Below are 25,459 nucleotides of genomic sequence, written 5' to 3' on the forward strand. Positions count from 1 at the left end.
TACCTGCTGTATAATATTTCTATCTGAGTCAGGTCAGGGGGATATAATGTGGGTCTCAAATTCGGAATGAAGCTGAACGAAAAATATCTGCAGTTTGATGATGATGAATTGATAGGGTTGGTTCACACTGGTGACAGTGAAGCGCTGGATTATTTGATCCAAAAGTATCGTAATTTTGTAAGAGCAAAGGCAAGGACTTATTTCTTGATTGGTGCAGATAAGGAAGACATCGTGCAAGAAGGCATGATCGGACTGTATAAGGCCGTCCGTGATTTTAAAGGCGATAAGTTATCTTCCTTTAAAGCATTTGCAGAACTATGCATTACGAGGCAAATCATTACAGCCATAAAAACGGCGACACGTCAAAAACATATTCCGCTCAATTCCTATGTTTCCCTGGACAAGCCCATTTATGATGAGGAATCGGACCGAACTCTTATGGATATTATATCGGGTACGAAAGTTCTGGACCCCGAAGAGCTGATTATCAACCAAGAAGAGTTTGACGATATCGAATTGAAAATGGCCGAACTCCTGAGTGATCTTGAGAGAAAAGTATTGGCTCTTTACCTGGATGGACAAACCTACCAAGAAATTTCTGAAGAGTTGAACAGGCACGTTAAGTCAATCGACAACGCCCTTCAGCGGGTGAAAAGAAAGCTCGAGCGCTACTTGGAAGTAAGGGAAATCAGTTTATAATCCCTCCGCTTTTTCCGCTTAATTTCATCTGTCCCTTCTCCACTTGGAAATTTATTTTTCACTAAGATTATGTAAATCGATGGCAGGAGCCGAAGCGGTGTCCTCCCGATATCCAAACTGGGTCAATCCCGCTTTGATATTGACAATAAAAGACAGCCGTGATAAGGTTTTATGGATATAGTAGATAGGAAAGGTGTATCTAATGCCAAAAAAAATCGTTCTTGCCTGCACGGATTGCGGTTCAAGAAATTACAGTTATGAAAGCAAACAATCGACAAGCGGCGAACGCCTTGAAATCAAGAAATTTTGCAGCACATGCAATGCACATACAATTCATAAAGAAACGAAATAAATGTTCTATAAATAGATTGACAGAAGCTGTCTAATGCTTGGAGGATACATTCATGAAACGTTTTACCGAATTTTTCAGCGGTGTCGTTCGCGAAATGCAAAAAGTAAGCTGGCCAAAACGCAAGGAGCTTACGAAATATACAATCGTCGTAGTAACGACTGTATTATTTATGGCTTTATTCTTTACAGTGGTCGATATGGGCATTTCCGAATTAATTCGCTTAGTTATTGAATAAGAGATTCGAAAATAAGGTATAATAGTGATAGAATAATATGAGTCAGCAGAAAAGCCCGGAAACGGGTTTTTAATTTGTCTTTTTTAATAAGGTCAAAATCGCCCATTGCTGCACCATGAATCACCACAATATATTCTAGTTTAGTCGGGATGACGCCGAAACTTGTTTTTTGGCTAAAACGTTCAAAGATAAAGCTTAATAAAGAAAACGATTGATTGCAGGGAGGGAAGGACGTTAAAGTCCTAACACATGGAAAAGAATTGGTATGTAGTTCACACCTATTCAGGTTATGAAAACAAGGTTAAAGCTAACCTGGAAAAACGTGTTGAAACGATGGGGATGGAAGATAAGATCTTCCGTGTAGTCGTTCCGGAAGAAGAAGAAACGGAAATTAAAGATGGTAAAAAGAAAGTGACCAAAAAGAAAGTATTCCCAGGTTATGTACTGGTGGAAATCATCATGACCGATGATTCTTGGTATGTGGTCCGTAATACGCCTGGCGTAACAGGTTTCGTTGGTTCATCTGGAGCCGGATCCAAGCCGACTGCGTTACTTCCGGAAGAAATTGAAGTCGTTCTTAAACGGATGGGAGTCGATGAAAGTAAATTCGAAGTTGATTTTGAACTCGGAGACACCGTTCAAGTTAAAGAAGGTCCGTTTGCAACCTTTGCCGGACCGATAGAAGAACTTGATAAAGATAAAGGCAAAGTAAGGGTGCTGGTCAATATGTTCGGCCGCGATACACCGGTTGAACTTGATTTTAATCAAGTGGAAAAATTATAAACGGAAAAAAACTTGAAATTGCCATTTGAAAGTGGTAAAATTTCAAAGGTCAGTATGTTTCAATTTTTAGGCCTCAACGATACAAGCATTCTTTATTTATATATAAAGAATTCAAGATGAGTGGGAGGGTATACCCCTATTACCACATCACGGACTTATAAGGAGGTGTGTCTCGTGGCTAAAAAAGTAATTAAAATGGTTAAATTGCAAATTCCTGCTGGTAAAGCGAATCCGGCACCGCCAGTCGGTCCTGCATTAGGTCAAGCTGGTGTAAACATCATGGGATTCTGTAAGGAGTTCAACGCTCGTACAGCAGATCAAGCTGGTCTAATTATTCCTGTTGAAATTACGGTATTTGAAGACCGTTCATTTACATTCATTACAAAAACTCCACCGGCTGCAGTATTGCTTAAGAAAGTAGCAGGTATCGAGTCTGGTTCTGGTGAACCTAACCGTAATAAAGTTGCTACAGTCAAGCGTGATCAAGTGCGCGAGATTGCTGAAACTAAAATGCCTGACCTAAACGCTGCAAACGTTGAATCTGCAATGCGTATGGTTGAAGGTACTGCTCGCAGCATGGGTATTGTCATCGAAGACTGATCCATGTAATTGCTATTTGTTTCTACGGGGTTGCGATTGATACTCGCAACCTTTATTCGTGGGAGGTCATTCCGTTAAAACCACAATTTAGGAGGATTTATATCATGGCGAAAAAAGGTAAAAAGTATCTTGAAGCAGCTAAGCTTGTAGAAGTTTCTAAGGCTTATGCTGTAACTGAAGCAATTGAAGTGGCTAAAAAAGCTAACTTCGCAAAATTCGATGCGACTGTTGAAGTTGCTTTCCGTTTGGGCGTAGACCCTAAGAAAGCTGACCAACAAATTCGTGGAGCGGTTGTTCTTCCGAATGGTACTGGTAAAACTCAACGCGTGTTAGTATTCGCTAAAGGCGAAAAAGCAAAAGAAGCGGAAGCGGCTGGTGCTGACTACGTTGGCGAATCTGACTTCATCAACAAAATCCAACAAGGATGGTTCGAATTCGATGTAATCGTTGCGACTCCTGATATGATGGGTGAAGTTGGTAAACTTGGACGTGTTTTAGGACCTAAAGGATTAATGCCTAACCCTAAAACTGGTACAGTAACATTCGACGTAACGAAAGCTGTCAATGAAATCAAAGCTGGTAAAGTTGAATACCGCGTAGATAAAGCTGGTAATATCCATGCTCCAATCGGTAAAGTATCTTTCGAAGATGCTAAGCTAGTGGAAAACTTCACTACTATCTATGATACATTGCTTAAAGTTAAACCTGCGGCTGCTAAAGGAACTTACATGAAAAACGTTTCTGTAACAACTACAATGGGCCCTGGTGTGAAAGTGGATCCTTCTACTTTCAATAAATAATTGACATCCCAAAACTATTATGGTTTAATAAGTTTTGTTGTTAATAAATGAATATCATTTGTACCGTAGACAGTAGGAGCTCTATTTACGAGCTTAATTCCCTGCCGAGGTAATTCGATAAAAATAGTCCTTGACTATGACCTTTGAAATTACTGCCTTCATGTCTGCAATAGAGATGAAGGCTTTTTCTTTGAAACGGTATAAATGTTTTCAAGCAAATCTACAGGAGGTGTAAGGATGAACGCAATTATTGAACAAAAGCAAAAGATCGTTGCTGAGATTTCTGAGAAATTGACTGCAAGCCAATCAACAGTAGTTGTTGACTACCGTGGATTGACTGTTGCTCAAGTAACAGAACTTCGTAAGCAACTTCGTGAAGCTGGCGTTGAGTTTAAAGTTTACAAAAACTCTTTAACTCGCCGTGCAGCTGAAAGTGCTGAGCTTAGCGCTTTGAACGAATCATTGACAGGACCAAACGCAATCGCATTCTCAACTGAAGATGTTATTGCGCCAGCAAAAATCCTTAACGATTTTGCGAAAAAACATGAAGCGTTAGAAATCAAAGCTGGAGTTATCGAAGGAAACGTCGCAACTGCTGAAGAAATTAAAGCTCTTGCAGAACTACCTTCACGCGAAGGCCTACTTTCAATGCTACTCAGCGTGCTACAAGCACCTATGCGCGGACTTGCTCTTGCTACAAAAGCAGTGGCAGAACAAAAAGAAGAACAAGGTGCGTAAGCTAATCGCTTAACCTGCCTATTGAATCACAAAAAAACCAACCATTTCGAGGAGGAAATAACAATGACTAAAGATCAAATCTTAGAAGCAGTTAAAAACATGACTGTTTTAGAATTAAACGACCTTGTAAAAGCAATCGAAGAAGAATTCGGCGTAACTGCTGCTGCACCTGTAGCTGTAGCTGCTGCTGGCGGTGCTGCTGCTGAAGAAAAAACTGAGTTTGATGTAATCCTTACATCTGCTGGAGATCAAAAAATCAAAGTTATCAAAGCTGTTCGTGAAGTAACAGGCCTTGGACTTAAAGAAGCAAAAGAACTTGTTGACAACACTCCAAAAGCAATCAAAGAAGCTGCTTCTAAAGAAGAAGCTGAAGAAATCAAAGCTAAACTTGAAGAAGTTGGAGCTGGCGTTGAAGTTAAGTAATCTTGCATAAACAAAAAGCTCGCTATCACTGGCGGGCTTTTTTTCTTCATTTTAAAGAAATGACGAAAGATAACGAGGTTTCATCATGCAAGCATCCATTCTTCAATTCTCTTCTCTCAATAAATCTTCAATATTCCTTTCTGATAGGGGGAGATGACTCTGACAGAGCATTACTACTCACGAAAACCGGATGTCGAAAGCAATCCGAAATTTTGGGATTTTACATTAAAGGGACGTACTTTTCGCTTCAAAAGTGATAACGGTGTGTTTTCAAAAAAGGAAGTGGATTTCGGATCGCGCCTTTTAGTAGAGAGCTTTACCCTTAATGGGGCTGCGGAAGGAAATATTCTTGATGTGGGCTGTGGGTATGGGCCAATCGGAATATCAGTTGCGGCGGCCTATCCCGATAGAACGATAGAAATGATTGATATAAATAGCCGGGCAGTTGAATTGTCAAAAGAAAATGCCGCTTCTAATGGGATTGCAAATGTGAAGATCTACGAAAGCGACCGTTTTGACAAAGTAGGCTCCGATCAGTTTGCTGCAATTCTTACGAATCCTCCCATTCGCGCAGGTAAAAGTGTAGTCCACGAAATTTTGGAAGAAGGCTATCGCAGTCTGGTAGCTGGTGGGGAATTATGGGTGGTCATTCAAAAAAAACAAGGCGCACCATCCGCCATGGATAAAATGGAGCAATTATTTGGAAATGTTGAAGTGACGTCGAAGAAAAAAGGTTACTATATACTATTATCCAAAAAGGTTTGACTCTAAAATTTCGCTATGTTAGTATTATAAAATGCATATATATAATTCCGTAACTATGCAATTTTTATACCATTGGTGTATATCCAATGGATAATATGGGGAAAATATATAAATAATAGTTCGTTTTATGAGAAATAGTGGTTTTTAAAATAAAAACCATTTTCTTTTTGTCTATGGAAAATATTCCTTTTCCGGGGCAAATGGAACCTTATAACGCTTGATTTAAGGGGTGAATCAGTTGACAGGTCAACTTGTTCAGTATGGACGACACCGCCAACGTAGAAGTTATGCAAGAATCAGTGAGGTTTTGGATCTTCCGAATCTGATTGAAATTCAAACAGCTTCTTACCAATGGTTTCTGGATGTAGGTTTAAAGGAAATGTTCCAGGACATTTCTCCTATTGAGGATTTTACAGGTAATTTATCGTTAGAATTCATCGATTACAGCTTAGCTGAGCCGAAGTATTCTGTGGAAGAAACAAAAGAACGCGATGTTACGTATTCTGCACCACTTCGTGTGAAAGTGCGCCTTGTTAACAAAGAGACAGGGGAAGTTAAAGACCAAGATGTATTTATGGGTGATTTCCCATTGATGACGGAAACAGGTACATTTGTCATCAATGGTGCCGAACGGGTCATTGTATCCCAATTAGTGCGCTCACCTAGCGTATATTACAACGGTAAAATGGATAAAAACGGTAAGTTGGGTTTCTCTGCGACCGTTATTCCGAACCGTGGCGCATGGCTCGAGTATGAAACAGACGCCAAGGATGTTGTGTATGTTCGAATCGATCGCACGAGGAAATTACCTATTACAGTATTGATGCGTGCCCTTGGATTCGGAACCGATCAGGAAATCATCGATTTAATCGGTGACAACGAATATCTCCGTAACACTCTTGAGAAGGATAATACCGAGAGTGTAGAAAAAGCATTACTTGAAATCTATGAGCGTTTACGCCCAGGTGAACCACCTACTGTCGAAAACGCGAAAAGCCTTTTGGTTTCACGCTTCTTTGATCCAAAACGTTATGATTTAGCGAACGTTGGTCGTTATAAAATAAACAAAAAACTGCATATCAAGAACCGTCTGTTCGGACAACGGATTGCAGAGACCTTGATTGATCCTGAAACGGGAGAGATCATCGTTGAAAAAGGCACAATGCTTGACCGCCGTACACTTGATAGGATCCTGCCTCATATTGAAGCTGGAATCGGATTCAAAACATTCCATCCTTCGGGTGGTGTAGTTGAAGAAGAAACCCTTCTTCAGCCTATCAAAGTATATGCGCCTAATGACGCAGAAGGTGAAAAAGTAATCAATATCATTGGGAATGCTTATGTGACTGATAAGGTCAAAAACATTACTCCGGCAGATATTATTTCTTCCATTAGTTATTTCTTTAACTTATTGCATGGTGTGGGAATCACGGATGACATCGACCACTTAGGTAACCGTCGTCTGCGTTCTGTTGGTGAATTGCTGCAAAACCAGTTTAGAATTGGTTTATCTCGTATGGAGCGTGTCGTTCGTGAACGGATGTCCATTCAAGATACGAATACGATCACTCCGCAGCAACTAATCAACATTCGTCCTGTCATTGCATCCATTAAAGAGTTTTTTGGAAGCTCACAGCTTTCTCAATTCATGGATCAAACGAACCCGTTGGCTGAATTGACACATAAACGCCGTCTTTCTGCATTGGGACCTGGTGGTTTGACACGTGAGCGTGCTGGTTTTGAAGTGCGTGACGTTCATTATTCCCACTATGGCCGTATGTGTCCGATTGAAACGCCTGAGGGACCGAATATCGGCTTGATTAACTCGTTATCCAGTTTTGCAAAGGTAAACCCATATGGCTTCATCGAAACGCCATATCGTCGTGTGGACCCGGAAACTGGTAAAATCACGAGCCAAATCGACTACTTAACAGCCGACGAGGAAGATAACTATGTAGTTGCCCAAGCGAATGTACGCCTGTCCGATGACGGTTCATTCCTTGATAATGATGTCGTTGCCCGTTTCCGCGGTGAAAATACCGTTGTTCCGCGTGACCGCGTAGATTACATGGATGTATCTCCTAAACAAGTCGTTTCTGCCGCGACAGCATGTATTCCTTTCTTGGAAAACGATGACTCCAACCGTGCCCTTATGGGAGCGAACATGCAACGTCAAGCAGTGCCATTGCTACAACCGGAAGCACCTCGCGTTGGAACGGGTATGGAATACGTTTCGGCAAAAGATTCCGGGGCCGCTGTCATCTGTAAACACCCTGGAATCGTGGAGCATGTTGAATCACGTGAAGTATGGGTCCGCAGGGTAAGCGAAGTGGACGGACAGCAAGTAAAAGGCAACCTGGATAAATACCGTCTATTAAAATTCATTCGTTCCAACCAAGGAACGTGCTATAATCAACGCCCAATCGTAAGTGTTGGTGACAATGTCGTAAAAGGTGAGATTCTTGCCGATGGTCCGTCAATGGAAAAAGGCGAATTGGCACTTGGACGTAACGTATTGGTTGCCTTCATGACATGGGATGGGTACAACTATGAAGATGCCATCATCATGAGTGAACGTTTAGTAAAAGATGATGTGTATACTTCTATCCATATTGAAGAATATGAATCTGAATCACGCGATACGAAATTAGGGCCTGAAGAAATCACTCGTGATATTCCTAACGTTGGGGAAGATGCGCTTCGCAATCTTGACGAACGCGGAATCATCCGTGTCGGTGCTGAAGTGAAAGATGGAGACCTTCTAGTAGGTAAAGTCACGCCTAAAGGTGTAACGGAACTGACTGCAGAGGAACGTCTATTACATGCAATCTTCGGTGAAAAAGCACGTGAAGTAAGGGATACCTCACTTCGTGTACCTCACGGTGGCGGCGGAATCGTCCTTGATGTTAAAGTGTTTAACAGAGAAGATGGCGATGAACTGCCTCCAGGTGTAAACCAGCTGGCTCGTGTATATATCGTTCAAAAACGTAAAATCCATGAAGGCGATAAAATGGCGGGTCGACATGGTAACAAAGGGGTAATCTCCAGGATCCTTCCTGAGGAAGATATGCCTTATTTACCAGACGGCACTCCAGTCGACATCATGTTGAATCCACTGGGTGTACCTTCACGTATGAACATCGGTCAGGTGTTGGAGCTTCACTTAGGTATGGCTGCACGCGCACTTGGCATTCATGTAGCATCTCCTGTTTTCGATGGTGCCACCGAGGAAGACGTTTGGGGTACGATTGAAGAAGCCGGGATGTCCCGTGATGCAAAAACTGTCCTTTATGACGGGCGTTCAGGTGAAGCATTCGATAACCGTGTATCCGTTGGTGTCATGTATATGATCAAACTGGCACATATGGTTGATGATAAACTTCATGCACGTTCAACTGGACCTTACTCCCTTGTTACGCAGCAGCCACTTGGTGGTAAAGCGCAATTCGGTGGACAGCGTTTCGGTGAGATGGAAGTATGGGCACTTGAAGCATATGGTGCTGCTTATACATTACAAGAAATCCTTACCGTTAAATCGGATGATGTCGTGGGTCGTGTTAAAACATACGAAGCGATTGTCAAAGGTGAAAATGTCCCTGAACCTGGCGTTCCTGAATCGTTCAAAGTATTGATCAAGGAGCTTCAAAGTTTAGGATTGGATGTTAAAATTCTTAATGCCGAAGACCGTGAGATTGAAATGCGCGATTTGGAAGATGAAGAAGAAGCCAACCAAGCAGACAAATTAAGCCTTGATGCCGATACGAAAGATATGGTTGCCTCCGAAGTAGGGGCACCTGTCAAAGAATAATTAAATATAAACATATCTAGTTATATATGATCCGCTCTGACTGGCAGCAAGATGTTTCTTTCGCGATCTTGCTGCTTAAGTTAGAGCCTTATTGATTCAATCAACCATCATCCGGTGTGGATTGCCTGATACATTCCGGCAATCAAGGGTTAAACCCGGAGATTAAAAGGGAGGTAGGCCCCTTGTTAGACGTTAATAATTTTGAGTATATGAAAATCGGTCTTGCTTCACCAGACAAGATTCGTTCTTGGTCTCATGGAGAAGTGAAGAAGCCGGAAACAATCAACTATCGTACGTTAAAGCCTGAAAAAGACGGTTTATTCTGTGAGAGAATCTTTGGACCTCAAAAGGACTGGGAATGTCATTGCGGAAAATATAAACGTGTTCGTTATAAAGGCGTAGTCTGTGACCGTTGTGGCGTTGAAGTCACTCGTGCCAAAGTACGTCGTGAACGCATGGGCCATATTGAACTGGCGGCGCCAGTTTCGCATATTTGGTATTTCAAAGGAATCCCTAGCCGTATGGGACTTGTCCTAGATATGTCTCCACGTGCCTTGGAAGAAGTTATTTACTTCGCATCTTACGTAGTAACTGAAACGGGCGATACAACTTTAGAAAAGAAACAGCTTCTTTCCGAAAAGGAATATCGTACATACCGTGAAAAATACGGTAAGAAGTTCCAAGCAGCCATGGGTGCGGAAGCTATTAAAAAACTTTTGCAAGATATAGATACGGAAAAGGAAGTAGAGTCGTTGAAAGAGGAGCTTAAAACAGCTCAAGGACAACGAAGGACCCGTGCCATCAAACGATTGGAAGTGCTTGAAGCATTCCGTAACTCCGGAAATGAACCTTCATGGATGATCCTTGACGTGCTGCCGGTCATTCCGCCGGAACTTCGCCCAATGGTACAACTTGATGGCGGACGTTTCGCTACATCTGATTTAAATGATCTATACCGTCGTGTCATCAACCGTAATAACCGGTTGAAACGACTGCTTGACCTTGGAGCACCAAGCATCATCGTTCAAAACGAGAAGCGTATGCTTCAAGAAGCTGTCGATGCTCTTATCGATAATGGCCGCCGTGGCCGTCCGGTAACAGGACCTGGTAACCGTCCATTAAAATCTTTATCTCACATGTTAAAAGGTAAACAAGGGCGCTTCCGTCAAAACCTTCTTGGAAAACGTGTTGATTACTCTGGCCGTTCGGTTATCGTAGTCGGACCAAACTTAAAGATGTATCAATGTGGTCTTCCTAAGGAAATGGCGATTGAATTATTCAAGCCTTTCGTTATGAAGGAGCTTGTTCAAAGAGGCCTGGCGCATAACATTAAATCCGCCAAGCGTAAAATCGAACGTTTATCTCCTGAAATCTGGGATGTCCTTGAAGAAGTGATTAGAGAGCATCCGGTACTATTGAACCGTGCACCGACACTTCATAGACTTGGAATCCAAGCATTCGAGCCTACCTTGGTCGAAGGTCGCGCCATTCGCTTGCACCCGCTCGTTTGTACAGCCTACAACGCTGACTTTGACGGTGACCAAATGGCAGTTCACGTTCCGCTTTCATCTGAAGCGCAAGCTGAGGCACGTATGCTCATGCTGGCTGCACAGAACATCTTGAACCCTAAAGATGGTAAACCAGTCGTTACACCTTCCCAAGATATGGTTTTAGGTAACTATTACTTGACATTGGAAAGAGAAGGCGCGATTGGCGAGGGTATGATCTTCAAAGATACAAGCGAAGCGTTGCTTGCTTACCAAAACGGGTATGTGCATCTGCATTCACGTTGTGCCGTACATGCATCGTCCCTTAATAATGAAACATTCACTGAAGAGCAAAACGGCCAGTTGCTTATCACGACTGTCGGTAAATTGATTTTCAATGAAATTTTACCAAAATCATTCCCGTATATTAACGAACCAACACGTTATAACCTGGAAACGAAAACTCCGGAAAAATATTTCGTGGAAAAAGGCGCTAATATCCCGGAACTGATTGCGGCTCAACCGGCAATCGATCCATTCAAGAAAAAAATTCTTGGAAATATCATTGCGGAAGTCTTTAAACGCTTCAAGATTACCGAAACATCCAAAATGCTTGACAGGATGAAGGATCTTGGATTCAAATATTCGACAAAAGCCGGTATTACCGTAGGTGTGGCTGATATCGTCGTTTTAAAAGAAAAACAAGAAATCATCACCGAAGCTCAAACTAAAGTGGATAACGTCTTAAAACAATTCAGACGTGGCTTAATCACGGAAGATGAGCGTTATGATCGCGTCATTTCGATCTGGAGTGCTGCAAAGGATACCATTCAGTCCAAGCTTATGGACTCATTGGACCGCCGCAACCCGATCTTCATGATGAGTGACTCCGGTGCCCGTGGTAACGCATCTAACTTCACGCAGCTTGCGGGTATGCGCGGATTGATGGCCAACCCGGCTGGACGGATCATCGAATTACCGATCAAATCAAGTTTCCGTGAAGGTTTAACGGTGTTGGAGTACTTCATCTCTACACATGGTGCGCGTAAAGGTCTTGCCGATACAGCACTTAAAACAGCCGATTCCGGTTACCTTACTCGTCGACTTGTTGACGTTGCCCAAGATGTCATCATCCGTGATGACGATTGTGGTACGGACCGCGGCTTGAAAATTTCAGCCTTGAGAGAAGGTACAGAAATAATCGAGCATCTTGAAGAACGCCTAGTCGGCCGTTATGCAAGAAAAGCGATCAGACATCCTGAAACGAATGAAGTGATCGTAGCTGAAAACGACCTTATCACTGAAGATCTTGCTAACTATATTGAATCTCTAAAAATTGAAACAGCGTGGATTCGCTCTGCCTTTACATGTAACACGAGTCATGGTGTATGTAAAAAATGTTACGGACGCAACTTGGCTACCGGCCAAGAAGTTGAAGTGGGCGAAGCTGTCGGTATCATTGCGGCCCAATCAATTGGAGAACCTGGTACACAGTTAACGATGCGTACATTCCATACTGGTGGGGTTGCAGGAGACGATATCACACAAGGTCTTCCTCGTATCCAAGAGATATTTGAGGCAAGGAACCCTAAAGGTCAAGCTGTCATTTCCGAGATCGAAGGTACGGTCGTTTCTATTAATGAAATCAGGGATAAACAACAGGAAATCGTTGTTCAAGGAGCAGTGGAGTCCCGCACATATACTGCACCGTACACAGCGCGCCTAAGAGTTACTGTTGATACTCCTGTCCGCCGCGGTGAAGAACTGACAGAGGGATCCATCGACCCGAAAGAATTGCTGAAAGTTACCGATGTACTTACTGTTCAGGAATACCTGTTGCATGAAGTGCAGAAAGTATACCGGATGCAGGGGGTTGAAATCGGCGATAAACATATCGAGGTAATGGTTAGACAAATGATGCGTAAAGTCCGTGTGCTTGATGCAGGTGAAACGGAAGTGCTTCCAGGAACATTATTGGACGTAAACCAATTCACGACTGCCAATACAGATGCATTGTTGACTAGCAAATTGCCTGCTACTGGACGCCCTGTGTTATTGGGTATCACTAAAGCATCTCTAGAAACGGATTCATTCTTGTCTGCCGCATCATTCCAAGAAACAACAAGAGTCTTGACTGATGCAGCAATCAAAGGAAAACGTGACGAGTTGCTTGGTCTTAAAGAAAATGTCATCATCGGTAAACTAGTTCCAGCAGGTACGGGTATGCTTCGCTACAGAAAAGCGAACCCTGTCGTTGTTGGTGATGAAAGCACCGAAACAGTGTCTGTGGACTAAGGAATAACGGACCAGCTCAATAATGAAACTGATAACAGTGCTCCCTCAATTCCATGGAGCAGGAGATCAGGCATCATTGAGCTGGTTTCTCTTAATTAAATTTGGTACCTGAGTGCCCATTAGAGATTAAGACTAGGGTATTTCGCTAAAGCAGTATGCAAATCTTTATAGAAATATGTATGGAAAACCTTTTGCTTATAATTATTTTTTGAAAGAAGTTGACAGTATCCGACTTATAATGATACTATAGCAAAGGTGCTCCTATGTTACCCTGTAACTTTGGAGGATATGGACCATGTCTTATGAAAAAGTAATACAGGCAAAGTCAGTGATTATAGGAACGAAACAAGCAGTTAGAGCTCTTAAAAACAATTTAATTCAAGAAGTTATCATCGCTGATGATGCAGATATATACTTGACTGGGCGTGTCATTGAGACCGCTAAAGAATTGGATGTTCCTATCACATATGTTGATTCGATGAAAATGCTTGGAAAAGCATGTGGTATTGATGTCGGAGCAGCAACTGTTGCCATTAAAAAGTAAAAATGTTTTTGCAATAATATTTGCAAAGACTTTGTTTTTACCCATTTATGAACCACCTGGATGTGTGGTACTAGAAATGAAAACGTGAAGGGAGGAAAAATGTAATGCCTACTATTAATCAATTAGTGCGTAAAGGACGCGAGTCTAAAGAGGTTAATTCAAAATCTCCAGCACTTAACAAAGGCTACAACAGCTTTAAAAAAGCACAAACTAACGTATCATCTCCGCAAAAACGTGGTGTTTGCACTCGTGTGGGTACAATGACACCGAAGAAACCGAACTCCGCGTTACGTAAATATGCGCGTGTACGTTTAACAAACGGTATCGAGGTAACAGCTTATATCCCAGGTATCGGTCACAACCTACAAGAACACAGCGTGGTTCTTATCCGTGGCGGTCGTGTAAAGGATTTACCAGGGGTACGTTACCATATCGTACGTGGTGCTCTTGATACTGCTGGAGTTAACAATCGTATGCAAGGCCGTTCTAAATACGGTACTAAGCGTCCGAAAGCAGCTAAAAAATAATTTCAAAACAAAAATTAAACTTTCTTGAAAGGAGGAAATATAATGCCTCGTAAAGGACCTGTAACGAAAAGAGACGTATTACCAGATCCGATTTATAATTCAAAACTTGTGACTCGCTTAATCAACAAATTAATGGTTGATGGACAAAGAGGTAAATCACAAAAAATTCTTTACTCTGCATTCGATTTAATCAAAGAACGTACTGGCAATGAGCCGATCGAAGTTTTCGATCAAGCACTAAAAAACATCATGCCTGTATTAGAAGTAAAAGCACGCCGTGTGGGTGGAGCTAACTACCAAGTACCAGTTGAGGTGCGTCCAGACCGCAAATCGACTCTAGGACTTCGTTGGTTAGTGAACTACTCTCGCCTTCGTGGAGAAAAAACGATGGAAGAGCGCTTAGCTTACGAAATCATGGATGCTGCAAACAATACTGGAGCAGCAGTTAAGAAACGTGAAGATACACACAAAATGGCTGAAGCTAATAAAGCATTCGCTCATTATCGCTGGTAAAATCTATTACTATAAAATCCTTATAGAAGGAAGGAGAAAGACAAATGGTAAGAGAGTTCTCCTTAGCAAACACTCGTAATATCGGTATCATGGCTCACATCGATGCTGGTAAAACGACAACAACAGAGCGTGTTCTTTATTACACTGGTAAAATCCATAAAATTGGTGAAACGCACGAAGGTGCTTCACAAATGGACTGGATGGAACAGGAACAAGAACGCGGAATCACGATCACTTCCGCTGCAACAACTGCACAGTGGAAAGGTCACCGAGTAAACATCATCGATACGCCTGGACACGTAGACTTCACGGTTGAAGTTGAACGTTCATTGCGTGTACTTGATGGAGCTGTAGCTGTACTTGATGCCCAATCAGGTGTTGAGCCTCAAACTGAAACGGTTTGGCGCCAAGCTACAACTTACGGTGTACCACGTGTCGTATTCGTAAACAAAATGGACAAAATCGGTGCGGATTTCCTTTATTCAGTTGGAACAATCCACGATCGTCTACAAGCTAATGCTCACCCGGTTCAGTTACCTATCGGTGCTGAAGATCAATTCTCTGCAATCATCGACCTTATCGAAATGAAAACTCATTTCTATGGTAATGACCTAGGAACTGATATCACTGTTGGTGAAATTCCTGAAGAACATCGTGAATTGGCTGAAGAGTACCGTGAAAAGCTAATTGAAGCAGTAGCTGAAGTGAACGAAGACTTAATGGAAAAATACCTTGGCGGCGAAGAAATCAGCATTGCTGAATTAAAAGCAGCCATCCGTACGGCTACCGTTAATGTCGAATTCTTCCCAGTTATCTGTGGATCTGCTTTCAAAAACAAAGGTGTTCAATTAATGCTTGACAACGTTATCGACTTCCTTCCATCTCCATTGGATGTACCGGCTATCAAAGGTACACTACCGGATTCAGAAGATGAAGTGGAACGTCATTCAGATGATTCTGAACCGTTCTCTGCACTAGCGTTTAAAGTTATGACTGACCCTTACGTTGGTAAACTTACATTCTTCCGCGTGTACTCAGGTACATTGGAATCAGGATCATATGTAATCAACTCAACAAAAGGTAAACGTGAACGTATTGGACGTATTCTTCAAATGCACGCAAACAGCCGTGAAGAAATTTCTACTGTATACGCAGGGGATATCGCTGCTGCTGTTGGTTTGAAAGATACGACTACTGGTGATACACTATGTGACGACAAGAACCAAGTAATTCTTGAATCCATGGTATTCCCAGAGCCAGTTATCTCACTTTCAGTTGAACCGAAATCAAAAGCAGACCAAGACAAAATGGGTCAAGCTTTACAAAAGCTACAAGATGAAGATCCTACATTCCGTGCGCATACTGACCAAGAAACGGGTCAAACGATTATCGCTGGTATGGGTGAGCTTCACTTGGACATCCTTGTCGACCGTATGCGTCGTGAATTCAAAGTGGAAGCAAACGTTGGTGCTCCTCAAGTAGCATACCGTGAAACTTTCCGTGGTTCAGCTAAAGTCGAAGGTAAATTCGTTCGTCAATCTGGTGGACGTGGACAATTCGGACACGTATGGATCGAATTTGGTCCAAACGAAGAAGGTAAAGGCTTCGAATTTGAAAATGCTATCGTCGGTGGTGTAGTGCCGCGTGAATACATCCCTGCAGTTCAAGCTGGATTAGTTGATTCACTTGACCGTGGTGTACTTGCTGGTTACCCGCTAGTTGACATCAAAGCAAAATTATTCGACGGATCTTACCATGACGTTGACTCCAATGAAATGGCATTTAAAATTGCTGCATCAATGGCTCTTAAAAATGCTGCTTCAAAATGTAAACCGGTTATCCTTGAACCAATCATGAAAGTGGAAGTTGTAATTCCTGAAGATTACCTAGGCGACATCATGGGAGATATCACATCTCGCCGTGGCCGTGTAGAAGGTATGGAAGCCCGCGGTAACACACAAATGGTTAAAGCGATGGTTCCGCTATCCGAAATGTTCGGTTATGCAACATCTTTACGTTCTAACACACAAGGACGCGGAACATTCTCTATGCACTTCGATCATTATGAAGAAGTACCTAAGAGCATTTCTGAAGAAATCATCAAAAAAAATAAAGGTGAATAATTGATTTTCATCTCTTATTAAAGTATAACTATCTTATGTAAGCTGTGATGGAAGAATAAGTCTTCTTTCACAGCCCTTATATACTTAATCTTTTATTTATAATTTTAAGGAGGAATTCCTAATGGGAAAAGCTAAATTTGATCGTTCAAAACCGCACGTTAACGTTGGAACAATTGGTCACGTTGACCATGGTAAAACAACTCTAACAGCTGCAATCACAACTGTACTTGCTAAATCTGGTGGCGCTGAAGCACGCGCTTATGACCAAATCGATGGTGCTCCAGAAGAAAGAGAACGTGGTATCACAATCTCTACTGCACACGTTGAGTACGAAACAGCTACTCGTCACTATGCACACGTTGACTGCCCAGGACATGCTGACTATGTTAAAAACATGATCACTGGTGCTGCACAAATGGACGGCGGAATCCTAGTAGTATCTGCTGCTGATGGCCCGATGCCTCAAACGCGTGAGCACATCCTTCTTTCACGTCAAGTAGGTGTACCATACCTAGTAGTATTCATGAACAAATGCGACATGGTTGATGACGAGGAACTTCTTGAATTAGTAGAAATGGAAATCCGTGATCTTCTAACTGAATACGATTTCCCTGGCGATGACATTCCAGTTATCAAAGGTTCTGCACTAAAAGCTCTTCAAGGAGACGCTGCTTGGGAAGAAAAAATTCATGAATTGATGAACGCTGTTGACGAGTACATCCCAGAACCAACTCGTGACACTGAAAAACCATTCATGATGCCAGTTGAGGATGTATTCTCAATCACTGGTCGTGGAACTGTTGCTACTGGTCGTGTTGAGCGTGGACAAGTTAAAGTCGGTGACGTTGTTGACATCATCGGTTTCAACGAAGAGTCTAAACCAACAACTGTAACTGGAGTTGAAATGTTCCGTAAACTTCTTGACTATGCTGAAGCTGGTGACAACATCGGTGCACTTCTTCGTGGTGTATCCCGTGAAGATATCCAACGTGGACAAGTGCTTGCTAAACCAGGTACAATCACTCCGCACACTAAGTTCAAAGCTGAAGTTTATGTTCTTTCTAAAGAAGAAGGTGGACGTCACACTCCATTCTTCACAAACTACCGTCCTCAGTTCTACTTCCGTACAACCGATGTAACTGGTATTTGTAACCTTCCTGAAGGCGTAGAAATGGTTATGCCTGGAGACAACATCGAAATGACTGTAGAACTTATCGCTCCAATCGCTATCGAAGAAGGTACTAAATTCTCTATCCGTGAGGGTGGACGTACTGTAGGCGCTGGTGTAGTTGCTACAATCACTGAGTAATTGATACAAAAACGAATATTGGAAGGGACGCCTTCCGAAAAAGAGCAGATGGGACGCCATCTGCTCTTTTTTTTGTTTTGCTGCGGATACTTCCTTCTATATTATCAGTAAAAAATCCGTGGCAATCCGCTGAAAAGTCTTGCTGATACCATTTGAAGAAAATGGATGGGGAAGACCTTGAAGAATGTACTTGTAAATACTTGAGATAGTATGTATAATAATAAAAGTGTGTTGCACAAGAAAAGTCTAAGTAATACTTGCTTTCTACTTGTGCTTTATGTATAATAGACAATGTTGGTCTTTGACTGCGATGATATGGAAGGTTGCTGACACACCCGGCCGCTTTGCCATGGCGAGTGTGTGGGAAATTTCCATTGAGAAGGTCTATTTTAAAATAGGCGAAAAGGAGGGAAAATTATGGCAAAACAAAAGATTCGTATCCGTTTAAAAGCATATGATCACAGAATCCTTGATCAATCTGCTGAGAAAATTGTTGAAACTGCAAAACGTTCTGGTGCGGCTGTATCTGGTCCAATTCCATTACCTACTGAAAGATCGGTATATACGATCCTACGTGCGGTTCATAAATACAAAGATTCTCGTGAACAATTCGAAATGCGTACGCATAAACGTCTAATCGACATCGTTAACCCAACTCCACAAACAGTTGATTCATTGATGCGTTTAGATTTACCATCAGGCGTTGACATTGAAATCAAATTATAATTCATATAAATATGAACAATTACTCTAGGAGGTGTGACTTATGACCAAAGGAATCTTAGGAAGAAAAATCGGTATGACTCAAGTTTTTGCTGAAAACGGTGAACTTATCCCGGTAACAGTTATCGAAGCTGCTAATAACGTGGTTCTTCAAAAGAAAACTGTTGAAACTGATGGCTATGAAGCAGTTCAAGTCGGTTTTGAAAACAAACGTGAAAAGCTTTCTAACAAACCTGAAAAGGGACATGTTGAAAAAGCAAATACTACTCCTAAGCGCTTCATTCGCGAATTCCGCGGAACGGATCTTACTGAATATGAGATCGGTCAAGAAGTCAATGTAAGTATTTTCGCTGAAGGCGATTTAGTAGATGTATCAGGAGTTTCAAAGGGTAAAGGTTTCCAAGGCTCTATCAAGCGTCATGGACAATCTCGCGGACCGATGTCTCATGGTTCTCGTTACCACCGTCGCCCAGGTTCAATGGGTCCTGTAGCTCCAAACCGCGTATTCAAAGGTAAACTATTACCAGGACGTATGGGTGGGGAACAAATTACTGTTCAAAACTTAGCTATCGTTAAGGTTGATGTTGAACGTAACCTACTATTGATCAAAGGTAATGTACCAGGTGCTAGAAAAGCGTTGATCAAAGTTAAAACTGCTGTTAAAGCAAAGTAATTTCCGAGAAAGGAGGAGCAATAGAATGCCAAAAGTTACATTGTTCAACCAAACAGGTTCACAAGTTGGCGACATCGAGCTAAATGAAGCCATCTTTGGTATCGAACCTAACAATCATGTATTATTTGAAGCAATCATCATGCAACGAGCTTCCTTACGTCAAGGAACTCACAAAGTTAAAAACCGTTCTGAAGTTGCAGGCGGTGGACGCAAGCCTTGGAAACAAAAAGGAACTGGACGCGCGCGTCAAGGTTCTATCCGTTCTCCACAATGGCGTGGCGGTGGTATCGTCTTTGGACCAACTCCAAGATCATACTCTTACAAGCTTCCTAAAAAGGTTCGTCGTTTAGCTATTAAATCTGCATTGTCTGCAAAGGCATTGGAAGAGAACATTTTGGTACTTGAAAGCTTGTCTTTCGAAGCTCCAAAAACAAAAGAATTTGTAGCTGTACTTAAAAACCTTTCCGTTGATACTAAAACGTTGATCGTTACTGACGGTTTAGATGAGAAAGTTGCTCTTTCTGCACGTAACATCCCTGGTGTTACTGTAGTGGAAGCTGTTGGTCTTAATGTTCTTGATGTTGTTTCACACAACAAATTGATCTTGACTAAATCAGCTGTCGAAAAAGTAGAGGAGGTGCTTGCATAATGGATGCACGCGATATCATTAAGCGCCCCGTAATCACTGAACGCTCTTCAGACGTAATGGCTGAAAAAAAATATACATTTGAAGTTGATGTTAGAGCTAACAAAACTCAAGTTAAAGATGCTGTTCAAGAAATTTTCGGCGTTAAAGTTGAGAAAGTTAACATCATGAACTACAAAGGTAAATTCAAACGCATGGGCAAACATGCAGGCTATACTAACAAGCGCCGTAAAGCAATTGTTAAATTGACTGCTGACAGCAAAGAAATCGAGCTATTCGAGGCTTAATTCATTAGAGAAGGAGGGAAATACAAATGGCGATTAAGAAGTATAAACCTACCTCTAACGGTCGACGTAATATGACAACTTCCGATTTTGCTGAGATCACTACAGACAAACCGGAAAAATCATTACTTGCTCCTTTACACAGCAAAGGCGGCCGTAATAACCAAGGTAAGTTAACAGTTCGTCATCAAGGTGGCGGCCACAAGCGTCAATACCGTATCATCGATTTCAAACGGAATAAAGATGGTATACCTGGACGCGTTGCTACTATTGAGTACGATCCAAATCGTTCTGCAAACATTGCATTAATTAATTACGTTGATGGAGAAAAACGTTATATCCTAGCTCCGAAAAACCTAGAAGTAGGTTTGGAAATCATGTCAGGTCCAGAAGCTGACATTAAAGTGGGTAACGCTCTTCCTCTTATTAACATCCCAGTTGGTACAGTAATCCATAACATCGAGCTTAAACCAGGTAAGGGTGGACAATTGGTCCGTTCAGCAGGTACATCTGCACAAGTACTTGGTAAAGAAGGCCGTTATGTACTTGTACGTTTAAACTCAGGTGAGGTTCGTATGATTCTTGCTACTTGCCGTGCTTCCATCGGTCAAGTTGGTAACGAACAACATGAACTTATCAACATTGGTAAAGCTGGCCGTAACCGTTGGTTAGGTAAACGCCCAACAGTTCGTGGATCAGTAATGAACCCGAACGATCACCCGCATGGTGGTGGTGAAGGTAAAGCACCAATCGGACGTAAATCACCAATGTCTCCATGGGGCAAACCGACTCTTGGATTCAAAACGCGTAAAAAGAAAAACAAATCCGATAAATTTATCGTACGTCGTCGTAAAAAATAACGGGATTGACCTACGGTTCATATATCGAACCGTAGAACAGTCACGAAGGGAGGTACTCGCATGGGTCGTAGCTTAAAAAAAGGGCCTTTTGTTGATGATCATTTATTGGTAAAAGTTGAAAAGTTAAATGAAGCTGACAAGAAACAGGTAGTTAAAACTTGGTCTCGTCGCTCAACAATCTTCCCGCAATTCATCGGACATACAATCGCTGTTTATGACGGTCGTAAGCATGTGCCGGTTTATGTAACAGAAGATATGGTAGGACACAAACTAGGCGAATTCGCGCCTACACGCACTTATAAAGGTCACGCAAGTGATGACAAGAAAACAAGACGTTAATGAGAGGAGGGCATCTCATGCAAGCTAAAGCTGTCGCTAAAACAGTTCGTATTGCTCCTCGTAAAGTGCGTTTAGTCGCAGATCTAATTCGAGGAAAACAAGTAGGTGAAGCAGTAGCGATTCTTCGCTTAACACCAAAATCTGCTTCTCCAGTCGTAGAAAAAATTCTGAAATCTGCTATCGCAAATGCAGAACACAACTACGAAATGGATATTAATAACCTAGTCGTTTCAGAGGCATACGTTAACGAAGGACCAACATTAAAACGTTTCCGTCCTCGCGCTCAAGGTCGTGCGAGTGCAATCAACAAACGTACTAGTCATATTACAATCGTTGTATCAGAAAAGAAGGAGGGGTAATCTGTGGGTCAAAAGGTAAATCCAATCGGTATGCGTATCGGGATCATCCGTGACTGGGAATCCAAATGGTACGCTGATAAAGACTACGCAGTTCTTTTGCATGAAGACATCAAAGTTCGTGAATATATCGCGAAACGCTTGAATGATGCTTCAGTTTCCAAAGTAGAGATCGAACGTGCAGCTAACCGCATTAACGTATCTGTCCACACTGCTAAACCAGGAATGGTTATCGGTAAAGGCGGTACTGAGGTTGAAGCGCTTCGTAAAGCTTTGAACCAGCTGACTGGCAAAAGAGTTCATATCAATATCATCGAAATTAAAAGAGCAGATCTTGACGCAAAATTGGTTGCTGAAAACATCGCTCGTCAATTAGAAAACCGCGTTTCATTCCGTCGTGCTCAGAAGCAAGCTATTCAACGCACAATGCGTTCAGGCGCTAAAGGAATCAAAACACAAGTTTCTGGTCGTCTTGGCGGTGCTGATATTGCTCGTGCTGAACATTACAGCGAAGGAACAGTTCCACTTCACACACTTCGTGCTGACATAGATTATGCTCATGCTGAAGCAGATACTACTTACGGTAAGCTAGGCGTGAAAGTTTGGATCTACCGTGGAGAAGTTCTTCCTACTAAGAAGAAATCTGAGGAAGGAGGAAAATAATATGTTATTGCCAAAACGCGTAAAATACCGTCGTGAACACCGCGGTAAGATGAGAGGGATGGCTAAGGGCGGCACTGAAGTTCATTTCGGAGAATTTGGACTTCAAGCTCAAGAAGCTTCCTGGATCACTAACCGCCAAATCGAAGCAGCTCGTATCGCGATGACTCGTTATATGAAGCGTGGAGGAAAAGTTTGGATCAAGATCTTCCCAAGCAAACCTTACACAGCTAAGCCGCTTGAAGTACGGATGGGTTCCGGTAAAGGTGCTCCTGAAGGTTGGGTAGCAGTAGTTAAACCGGGCAAAGTATTGTTTGAAATCTCTGGTGTATCTGAAGAGGTGGCAAGAGAAGCATTGCGCCTTGCAGCACACAAACTTCCAATCAAATGTAAGTTTGTAAAAAGAGAGGAAATTGGTGGTGAAACAAATGAAAGCTAATGAAATCAAAGATCTAACCACTGCTGAAATTGAACAAAAACTAAAATCTCTTAAAGAAGAACTATTTAATCTTCGTTTCCAGTTAGCTACTGGACAACTTGAAAATACAGCTCGCATCCGTGAAGTTCGCAAATCGATTGCTCGTATGAAAACAGTTGTTCGTCAAAGAGAGATCGGTGTCACTAATCGATAATGAATGGAGGTTTGCAGAATGAGCGAACGCAACCAACGCAAAATCTACACTGGCCGCGTAGTATCCGATAAAATGGATAAAACAGTAACAGTTGTTGTAGAAACCTATAAAAAGCATTCTTTATACGGTAAACGCGTGAAATACTCTAAAAAGTTTAAAGCTCATGACGAGCTAAACGAAGCTAAAGCAGGCGACGTAGTACGTATCATGGAAACTCGTCCACTTTCAGCTACAAAACGCTTCCGTCTTGTAGAAGTAGTAGAAAAAGCAGTAATCATTTAATATAGTTCGGATTAAGCTAATTCCGAAGGGAGGTACCGTACATGATTCAACAAGAATCTCGTTTAAAAGTCGCTGACAATTCAGGTGCTCGTGAAGTGCTAACAATTAAAGTCCTAGGTGGTTCCGGCCGTAAAACTGCTAACATCGGTGATATCATCGTTTGTACAGTTAAACAGGCAACACCAGGAGGCGTTGTTAAAAAAGGTGAAGTCGTTAAGGCTGTTGTTGTCCGTACAAAACGTGGTATGCGTCGTCCTGACGGTTCTTACATTCGTTTTGATGAAAACGCATGTGTAATTATCCGTGACGATAAGAGCCCACGTGGAACTCGTATTTTTGGACCTGTTGCTCGTGAATTACGTGACAATAGCTTCATGAAGATCGTTTCTCTTGCTCCAGAAGTTCTATAATATGTAAAAATTGTATAAAGCCTTTCAAGGAGGTGCCAAGCTAATGCATGTTAAAAAAGGTGACAAAGTCGTAGTCATCTCTGGTAAGGACAAAGGCAAACAAGGAACAATTCTTGCAGCATATCCGAAACAAAATCGTGTGCTTGTTGAAGGAATTAACATCGTGAAAAAGCATTCCAAGCCATCTCAAATTAATCCACAAGGTGGAATTATCAGCAGAGAAGCTGCTATTCACGTATCCAATGTAATGCCACTTGATCCTAAATCAGGTAAACCGACTCGTGTTGGATATAAGATTGAAAATGGTAAAAAAGTACGCGTAGCTAAAATATCAGGTGAAACTTTAGATAAATAAGTCATAAATGAAGGGAGGTACACTAAGCAATGAGCCGCCTTAAAGAAAAATTCAAAAGTGAAATTACACCATCATTGATGGGTAAATTCAACTATCAATCAGTAATGCAAGTACCAAACATTGAGAAGATCGTTATTAACATGGGTGTGGGTGACGCAGTATCTAACTCTAAAGCTTTAGATACAGCTGTTGAAGAACTTACATTGATCACTGGTCAAAAACCTGTTGTAACAAAAGCAAAAAAATCAATCGCAGGCTTCCGTTTGCGTGAAGGTATGCCTATCGGAGCGAAAGTTACACTACGTGGAGAGCGTATGTATCAATTCCTTGATAAGCTAGTATCAGTATCTTTACCACGTGTACGTGATTTCCGCGGCGTTTCAAAGAAATCCTTTGACGGACGTGGGAACTATACATTGGGTGTTAAAGAACAACTTATCTTCCCTGAGATTGATTACGATAAAGTGAGCAAAGTTCGTGGTATGGACATCGTTATCGTAACGACTGCCAACACTGACGAAGAAGCTCGTGAACTACTTACTCAAGTTGGAATGCCGTTCCAAAAGTAAAGTAATCTCTAAATAAAGGGAGGCGAAATCGTGGCTAAAAAGTCTATGATCGTAAAGCAAAAACGCGAACAGAAGTTTAAAGTACAAGAATATACACGTTGCGAACGTTGCGGACGTCCACATTCAGTATTACGTAAATTTAAACTTTGTCGTATTTGTTTCCGCGAACTTGCATATAAAGGACAAATTCCTGGCGTTAAAAAAGCTAGCTGGTAAAACCCGAGTTTGGGAAGGAGGTAAAATATAATGGTCATGACAGATCCCGTTGCAGATATGCTTACTCGCATCCGTAATGCGAATATGGTTCGTCACGAAAAACTAGAAGTTCCTGCTTCAAAGATCAAAAAGGAAATTGCTGAGATCTTAAAGCGTGAAGGCTTCGTACGTGACTTTGAATTAATCGAAGACAATAAACAAGGTATCATCCGTATCTTCTTAAAATACGGTGCAAACAACGAACGTGTTATCACTGGTCTGAAACGTATCAGTAAACCTGGTTTGCGTGTATATGCAAAAACTGGAGAGGTACCTCGCGTTCTTAACGGCTTAGGTATCGCAATTGTTTCTACTTCTCACGGAGTTTTAACAGACAAGGAAGCTCGCTCTAAACAAGTTGGCGGAGAAGTTTTAGCATACGTTTGGTAATACATTTTCACAAGAATGGAGGTG

Annotated in this window: 32 protein-coding genes and 1 other annotated feature; all 32 genes read left to right on the forward strand. The window is 41.9% G+C overall.

The window, feature by feature from the left end; all coding sequences use genetic code 11:
• The first annotated feature begins 66 nt into the window (after positions 1–66).
• The 32 genes from sigH (at position 67) to rpsH (ending at position 25,435) form a co-directional block, all read left to right on the forward strand.
• Positions 67–699: an RNA polymerase sporulation sigma factor SigH gene (gene sigH, locus ABE28_RS00500; protein WP_152983803.1), complete on the forward strand. Its 633-nt coding sequence runs from the start codon at positions 67–69 to the stop codon at positions 697–699.
• Between the two features lie 202 nt (positions 700–901).
• The gene (gene rpmG / locus ABE28_RS00505) at positions 902–1,051 is read left to right on the forward strand and encodes a 50S ribosomal protein L33 (RefSeq protein WP_057915203.1); all 150 of its coding nucleotides are present in this window, start codon (positions 902–904) and stop codon (positions 1,049–1,051) included.
• A gap of 52 nt (positions 1,052–1,103) precedes the next feature.
• Positions 1,104–1,286: a preprotein translocase subunit SecE gene (secE, locus tag ABE28_RS00510; RefSeq protein ID WP_064462533.1), complete on the forward strand. Its 183-nt coding sequence runs from the start codon at positions 1,104–1,106 to the stop codon at positions 1,284–1,286.
• Between the two features lie 249 nt (positions 1,287–1,535).
• Positions 1,536–2,069 (forward strand): transcription termination/antitermination protein NusG, encoded by a 534-nt coding sequence (nusG, locus tag ABE28_RS00515; RefSeq protein ID WP_061141093.1) that lies wholly within the window; start codon positions 1,536–1,538, stop codon positions 2,067–2,069.
• Between the two features lie 174 nt (positions 2,070–2,243).
• The gene (gene rplK, locus ABE28_RS00520; RefSeq protein ID WP_057915206.1) at positions 2,244–2,669 is read left to right on the forward strand and encodes a 50S ribosomal protein L11; all 426 of its coding nucleotides are present in this window, start codon (positions 2,244–2,246) and stop codon (positions 2,667–2,669) included.
• A 104-nt stretch (positions 2,670–2,773) separates the two neighbouring features.
• Complete coding sequence (gene rplA, locus ABE28_RS00525) at positions 2,774–3,469, forward strand: 50S ribosomal protein L1 (RefSeq protein WP_061141095.1); 696 nt, start codon at positions 2,774–2,776, stop codon at positions 3,467–3,469.
• A 45-nt stretch (positions 3,470–3,514) separates the two neighbouring features.
• Positions 3,515–3,667, forward strand: a sequence feature (ribosomal protein L10 leader region).
• Positions 3,668–3,706: 39 nt separating this feature from the next.
• Entirely contained in the window at positions 3,707–4,207 is a 501-nt protein-coding gene (rplJ, locus tag ABE28_RS00530; protein ID WP_061141096.1) for a 50S ribosomal protein L10, read from the forward strand.
• 63 nt (positions 4,208–4,270) lie between these two features.
• Positions 4,271–4,630, forward strand: a complete 360-nt coding sequence (gene rplL, locus ABE28_RS00535) for a 50S ribosomal protein L7/L12 (protein ID WP_064462534.1) — start codon at positions 4,271–4,273, stop codon at positions 4,628–4,630.
• A 159-nt stretch (positions 4,631–4,789) separates the two neighbouring features.
• Positions 4,790–5,395 carry a class I SAM-dependent methyltransferase gene (locus ABE28_RS00540; RefSeq protein ID WP_064462563.1) on the forward strand — a complete coding sequence of 202 codons (606 nt, stop codon included), beginning with the start codon at positions 4,790–4,792 and terminating at the stop codon, positions 5,393–5,395.
• 238 nt (positions 5,396–5,633) lie between these two features.
• Positions 5,634–9,203, forward strand: coding sequence for a DNA-directed RNA polymerase subunit beta (gene rpoB, locus ABE28_RS00545; RefSeq protein ID WP_064462535.1), 3,570 nt, complete (start codon positions 5,634–5,636; stop codon positions 9,201–9,203).
• Between the two features lie 182 nt (positions 9,204–9,385).
• Positions 9,386–12,985 (forward strand): DNA-directed RNA polymerase subunit beta', encoded by a 3,600-nt coding sequence (gene rpoC / locus ABE28_RS00550; protein WP_064462536.1) that lies wholly within the window; start codon positions 9,386–9,388, stop codon positions 12,983–12,985.
• A gap of 295 nt (positions 12,986–13,280) precedes the next feature.
• Positions 13,281–13,529, forward strand: a complete 249-nt coding sequence (locus ABE28_RS00555; RefSeq protein ID WP_064462537.1) for a 50S ribosomal protein L7ae-like protein — start codon at positions 13,281–13,283, stop codon at positions 13,527–13,529.
• A gap of 104 nt (positions 13,530–13,633) precedes the next feature.
• Positions 13,634–14,056, forward strand: coding sequence for a 30S ribosomal protein S12 (gene rpsL, locus ABE28_RS00560; RefSeq protein ID WP_034305038.1), 423 nt, complete (start codon positions 13,634–13,636; stop codon positions 14,054–14,056).
• 42 nt (positions 14,057–14,098) lie between these two features.
• A complete protein-coding gene (gene rpsG, locus ABE28_RS00565; RefSeq protein ID WP_048677878.1) occupies positions 14,099–14,569 on the forward strand; it encodes a 30S ribosomal protein S7 in 471 nt (156 codons plus the stop codon).
• 44 nt (positions 14,570–14,613) lie between these two features.
• The gene (fusA, locus tag ABE28_RS00570; protein ID WP_064462538.1) at positions 14,614–16,692 is read left to right on the forward strand and encodes an elongation factor G; all 2,079 of its coding nucleotides are present in this window, start codon (positions 14,614–14,616) and stop codon (positions 16,690–16,692) included.
• Between the two features lie 121 nt (positions 16,693–16,813).
• Complete coding sequence (gene tuf, locus ABE28_RS00575) at positions 16,814–18,001, forward strand: elongation factor Tu (protein WP_064462539.1); 1,188 nt, start codon at positions 16,814–16,816, stop codon at positions 17,999–18,001.
• A gap of 417 nt (positions 18,002–18,418) precedes the next feature.
• On the forward strand, positions 18,419–18,727 hold the full coding sequence (gene rpsJ / locus ABE28_RS00580) for a 30S ribosomal protein S10 (RefSeq protein WP_019244375.1): 309 nt from the start codon (positions 18,419–18,421) through the stop codon (positions 18,725–18,727).
• A 40-nt stretch (positions 18,728–18,767) separates the two neighbouring features.
• Positions 18,768–19,397, forward strand: coding sequence for a 50S ribosomal protein L3 (gene rplC, locus ABE28_RS00585; RefSeq protein ID WP_064462540.1), 630 nt, complete (start codon positions 18,768–18,770; stop codon positions 19,395–19,397).
• Positions 19,398–19,422: 25 nt separating this feature from the next.
• A complete protein-coding gene (gene rplD, locus ABE28_RS00590; protein WP_064462541.1) occupies positions 19,423–20,046 on the forward strand; it encodes a 50S ribosomal protein L4 in 624 nt (207 codons plus the stop codon).
• On the forward strand, positions 20,046–20,330 hold the full coding sequence (gene rplW, locus ABE28_RS00595; RefSeq protein WP_057915217.1) for a 50S ribosomal protein L23: 285 nt from the start codon (positions 20,046–20,048) through the stop codon (positions 20,328–20,330). The genes rplD and rplW overlap by 1 nt, the downstream gene beginning before the upstream one ends.
• A gap of 26 nt (positions 20,331–20,356) precedes the next feature.
• Entirely contained in the window at positions 20,357–21,187 is an 831-nt protein-coding gene (gene rplB / locus ABE28_RS00600; protein WP_057915218.1) for a 50S ribosomal protein L2, read from the forward strand.
• A gap of 60 nt (positions 21,188–21,247) precedes the next feature.
• Positions 21,248–21,526, forward strand: coding sequence for a 30S ribosomal protein S19 (gene rpsS, locus ABE28_RS00605; protein ID WP_034305018.1), 279 nt, complete (start codon positions 21,248–21,250; stop codon positions 21,524–21,526).
• Positions 21,527–21,543: 17 nt separating this feature from the next.
• Positions 21,544–21,885 carry a 50S ribosomal protein L22 gene (gene rplV / locus ABE28_RS00610; protein WP_034305017.1) on the forward strand — a complete coding sequence of 114 codons (342 nt, stop codon included), beginning with the start codon at positions 21,544–21,546 and terminating at the stop codon, positions 21,883–21,885.
• A gap of 3 nt (positions 21,886–21,888) precedes the next feature.
• Positions 21,889–22,545, forward strand: a complete 657-nt coding sequence (rpsC, locus tag ABE28_RS00615) for a 30S ribosomal protein S3 (RefSeq protein WP_034305014.1) — start codon at positions 21,889–21,891, stop codon at positions 22,543–22,545.
• 1 nt (position 22,546) lies between these two features.
• On the forward strand, positions 22,547–22,981 hold the full coding sequence (rplP, locus tag ABE28_RS00620; protein ID WP_053349061.1) for a 50S ribosomal protein L16: 435 nt from the start codon (positions 22,547–22,549) through the stop codon (positions 22,979–22,981).
• A complete protein-coding gene (rpmC, locus tag ABE28_RS00625; protein ID WP_034305010.1) occupies positions 22,971–23,174 on the forward strand; it encodes a 50S ribosomal protein L29 in 204 nt (67 codons plus the stop codon). The genes rplP and rpmC overlap by 11 nt, the downstream gene beginning before the upstream one ends.
• A gap of 18 nt (positions 23,175–23,192) precedes the next feature.
• Positions 23,193–23,456, forward strand: coding sequence for a 30S ribosomal protein S17 (gene rpsQ / locus ABE28_RS00630; protein ID WP_048677887.1), 264 nt, complete (start codon positions 23,193–23,195; stop codon positions 23,454–23,456).
• 41 nt (positions 23,457–23,497) lie between these two features.
• Positions 23,498–23,866 (forward strand): 50S ribosomal protein L14, encoded by a 369-nt coding sequence (gene rplN, locus ABE28_RS00635; RefSeq protein WP_034305005.1) that lies wholly within the window; start codon positions 23,498–23,500, stop codon positions 23,864–23,866.
• A gap of 43 nt (positions 23,867–23,909) precedes the next feature.
• Positions 23,910–24,221 (forward strand): 50S ribosomal protein L24, encoded by a 312-nt coding sequence (gene rplX, locus ABE28_RS00640; protein WP_064462542.1) that lies wholly within the window; start codon positions 23,910–23,912, stop codon positions 24,219–24,221.
• Between the two features lie 29 nt (positions 24,222–24,250).
• Positions 24,251–24,790: a 50S ribosomal protein L5 gene (rplE, locus tag ABE28_RS00645; protein WP_053349058.1), complete on the forward strand. Its 540-nt coding sequence runs from the start codon at positions 24,251–24,253 to the stop codon at positions 24,788–24,790.
• Positions 24,791–24,820: 30 nt separating this feature from the next.
• The gene (locus ABE28_RS00650; RefSeq protein WP_034304998.1) at positions 24,821–25,006 is read left to right on the forward strand and encodes a type Z 30S ribosomal protein S14; all 186 of its coding nucleotides are present in this window, start codon (positions 24,821–24,823) and stop codon (positions 25,004–25,006) included.
• A 30-nt stretch (positions 25,007–25,036) separates the two neighbouring features.
• Positions 25,037–25,435: a 30S ribosomal protein S8 gene (rpsH, locus tag ABE28_RS00655; RefSeq protein WP_064462543.1), complete on the forward strand. Its 399-nt coding sequence runs from the start codon at positions 25,037–25,039 to the stop codon at positions 25,433–25,435.
• The last annotated feature ends 24 nt before the right edge of the window (positions 25,436–25,459 follow it).

It is taken from the genome of Peribacillus muralis (assembly GCF_001645685.2).
Taxonomy (GTDB): Bacteria; Bacillota; Bacilli; order Bacillales; family DSM-1321; genus Peribacillus; species Peribacillus muralis_A.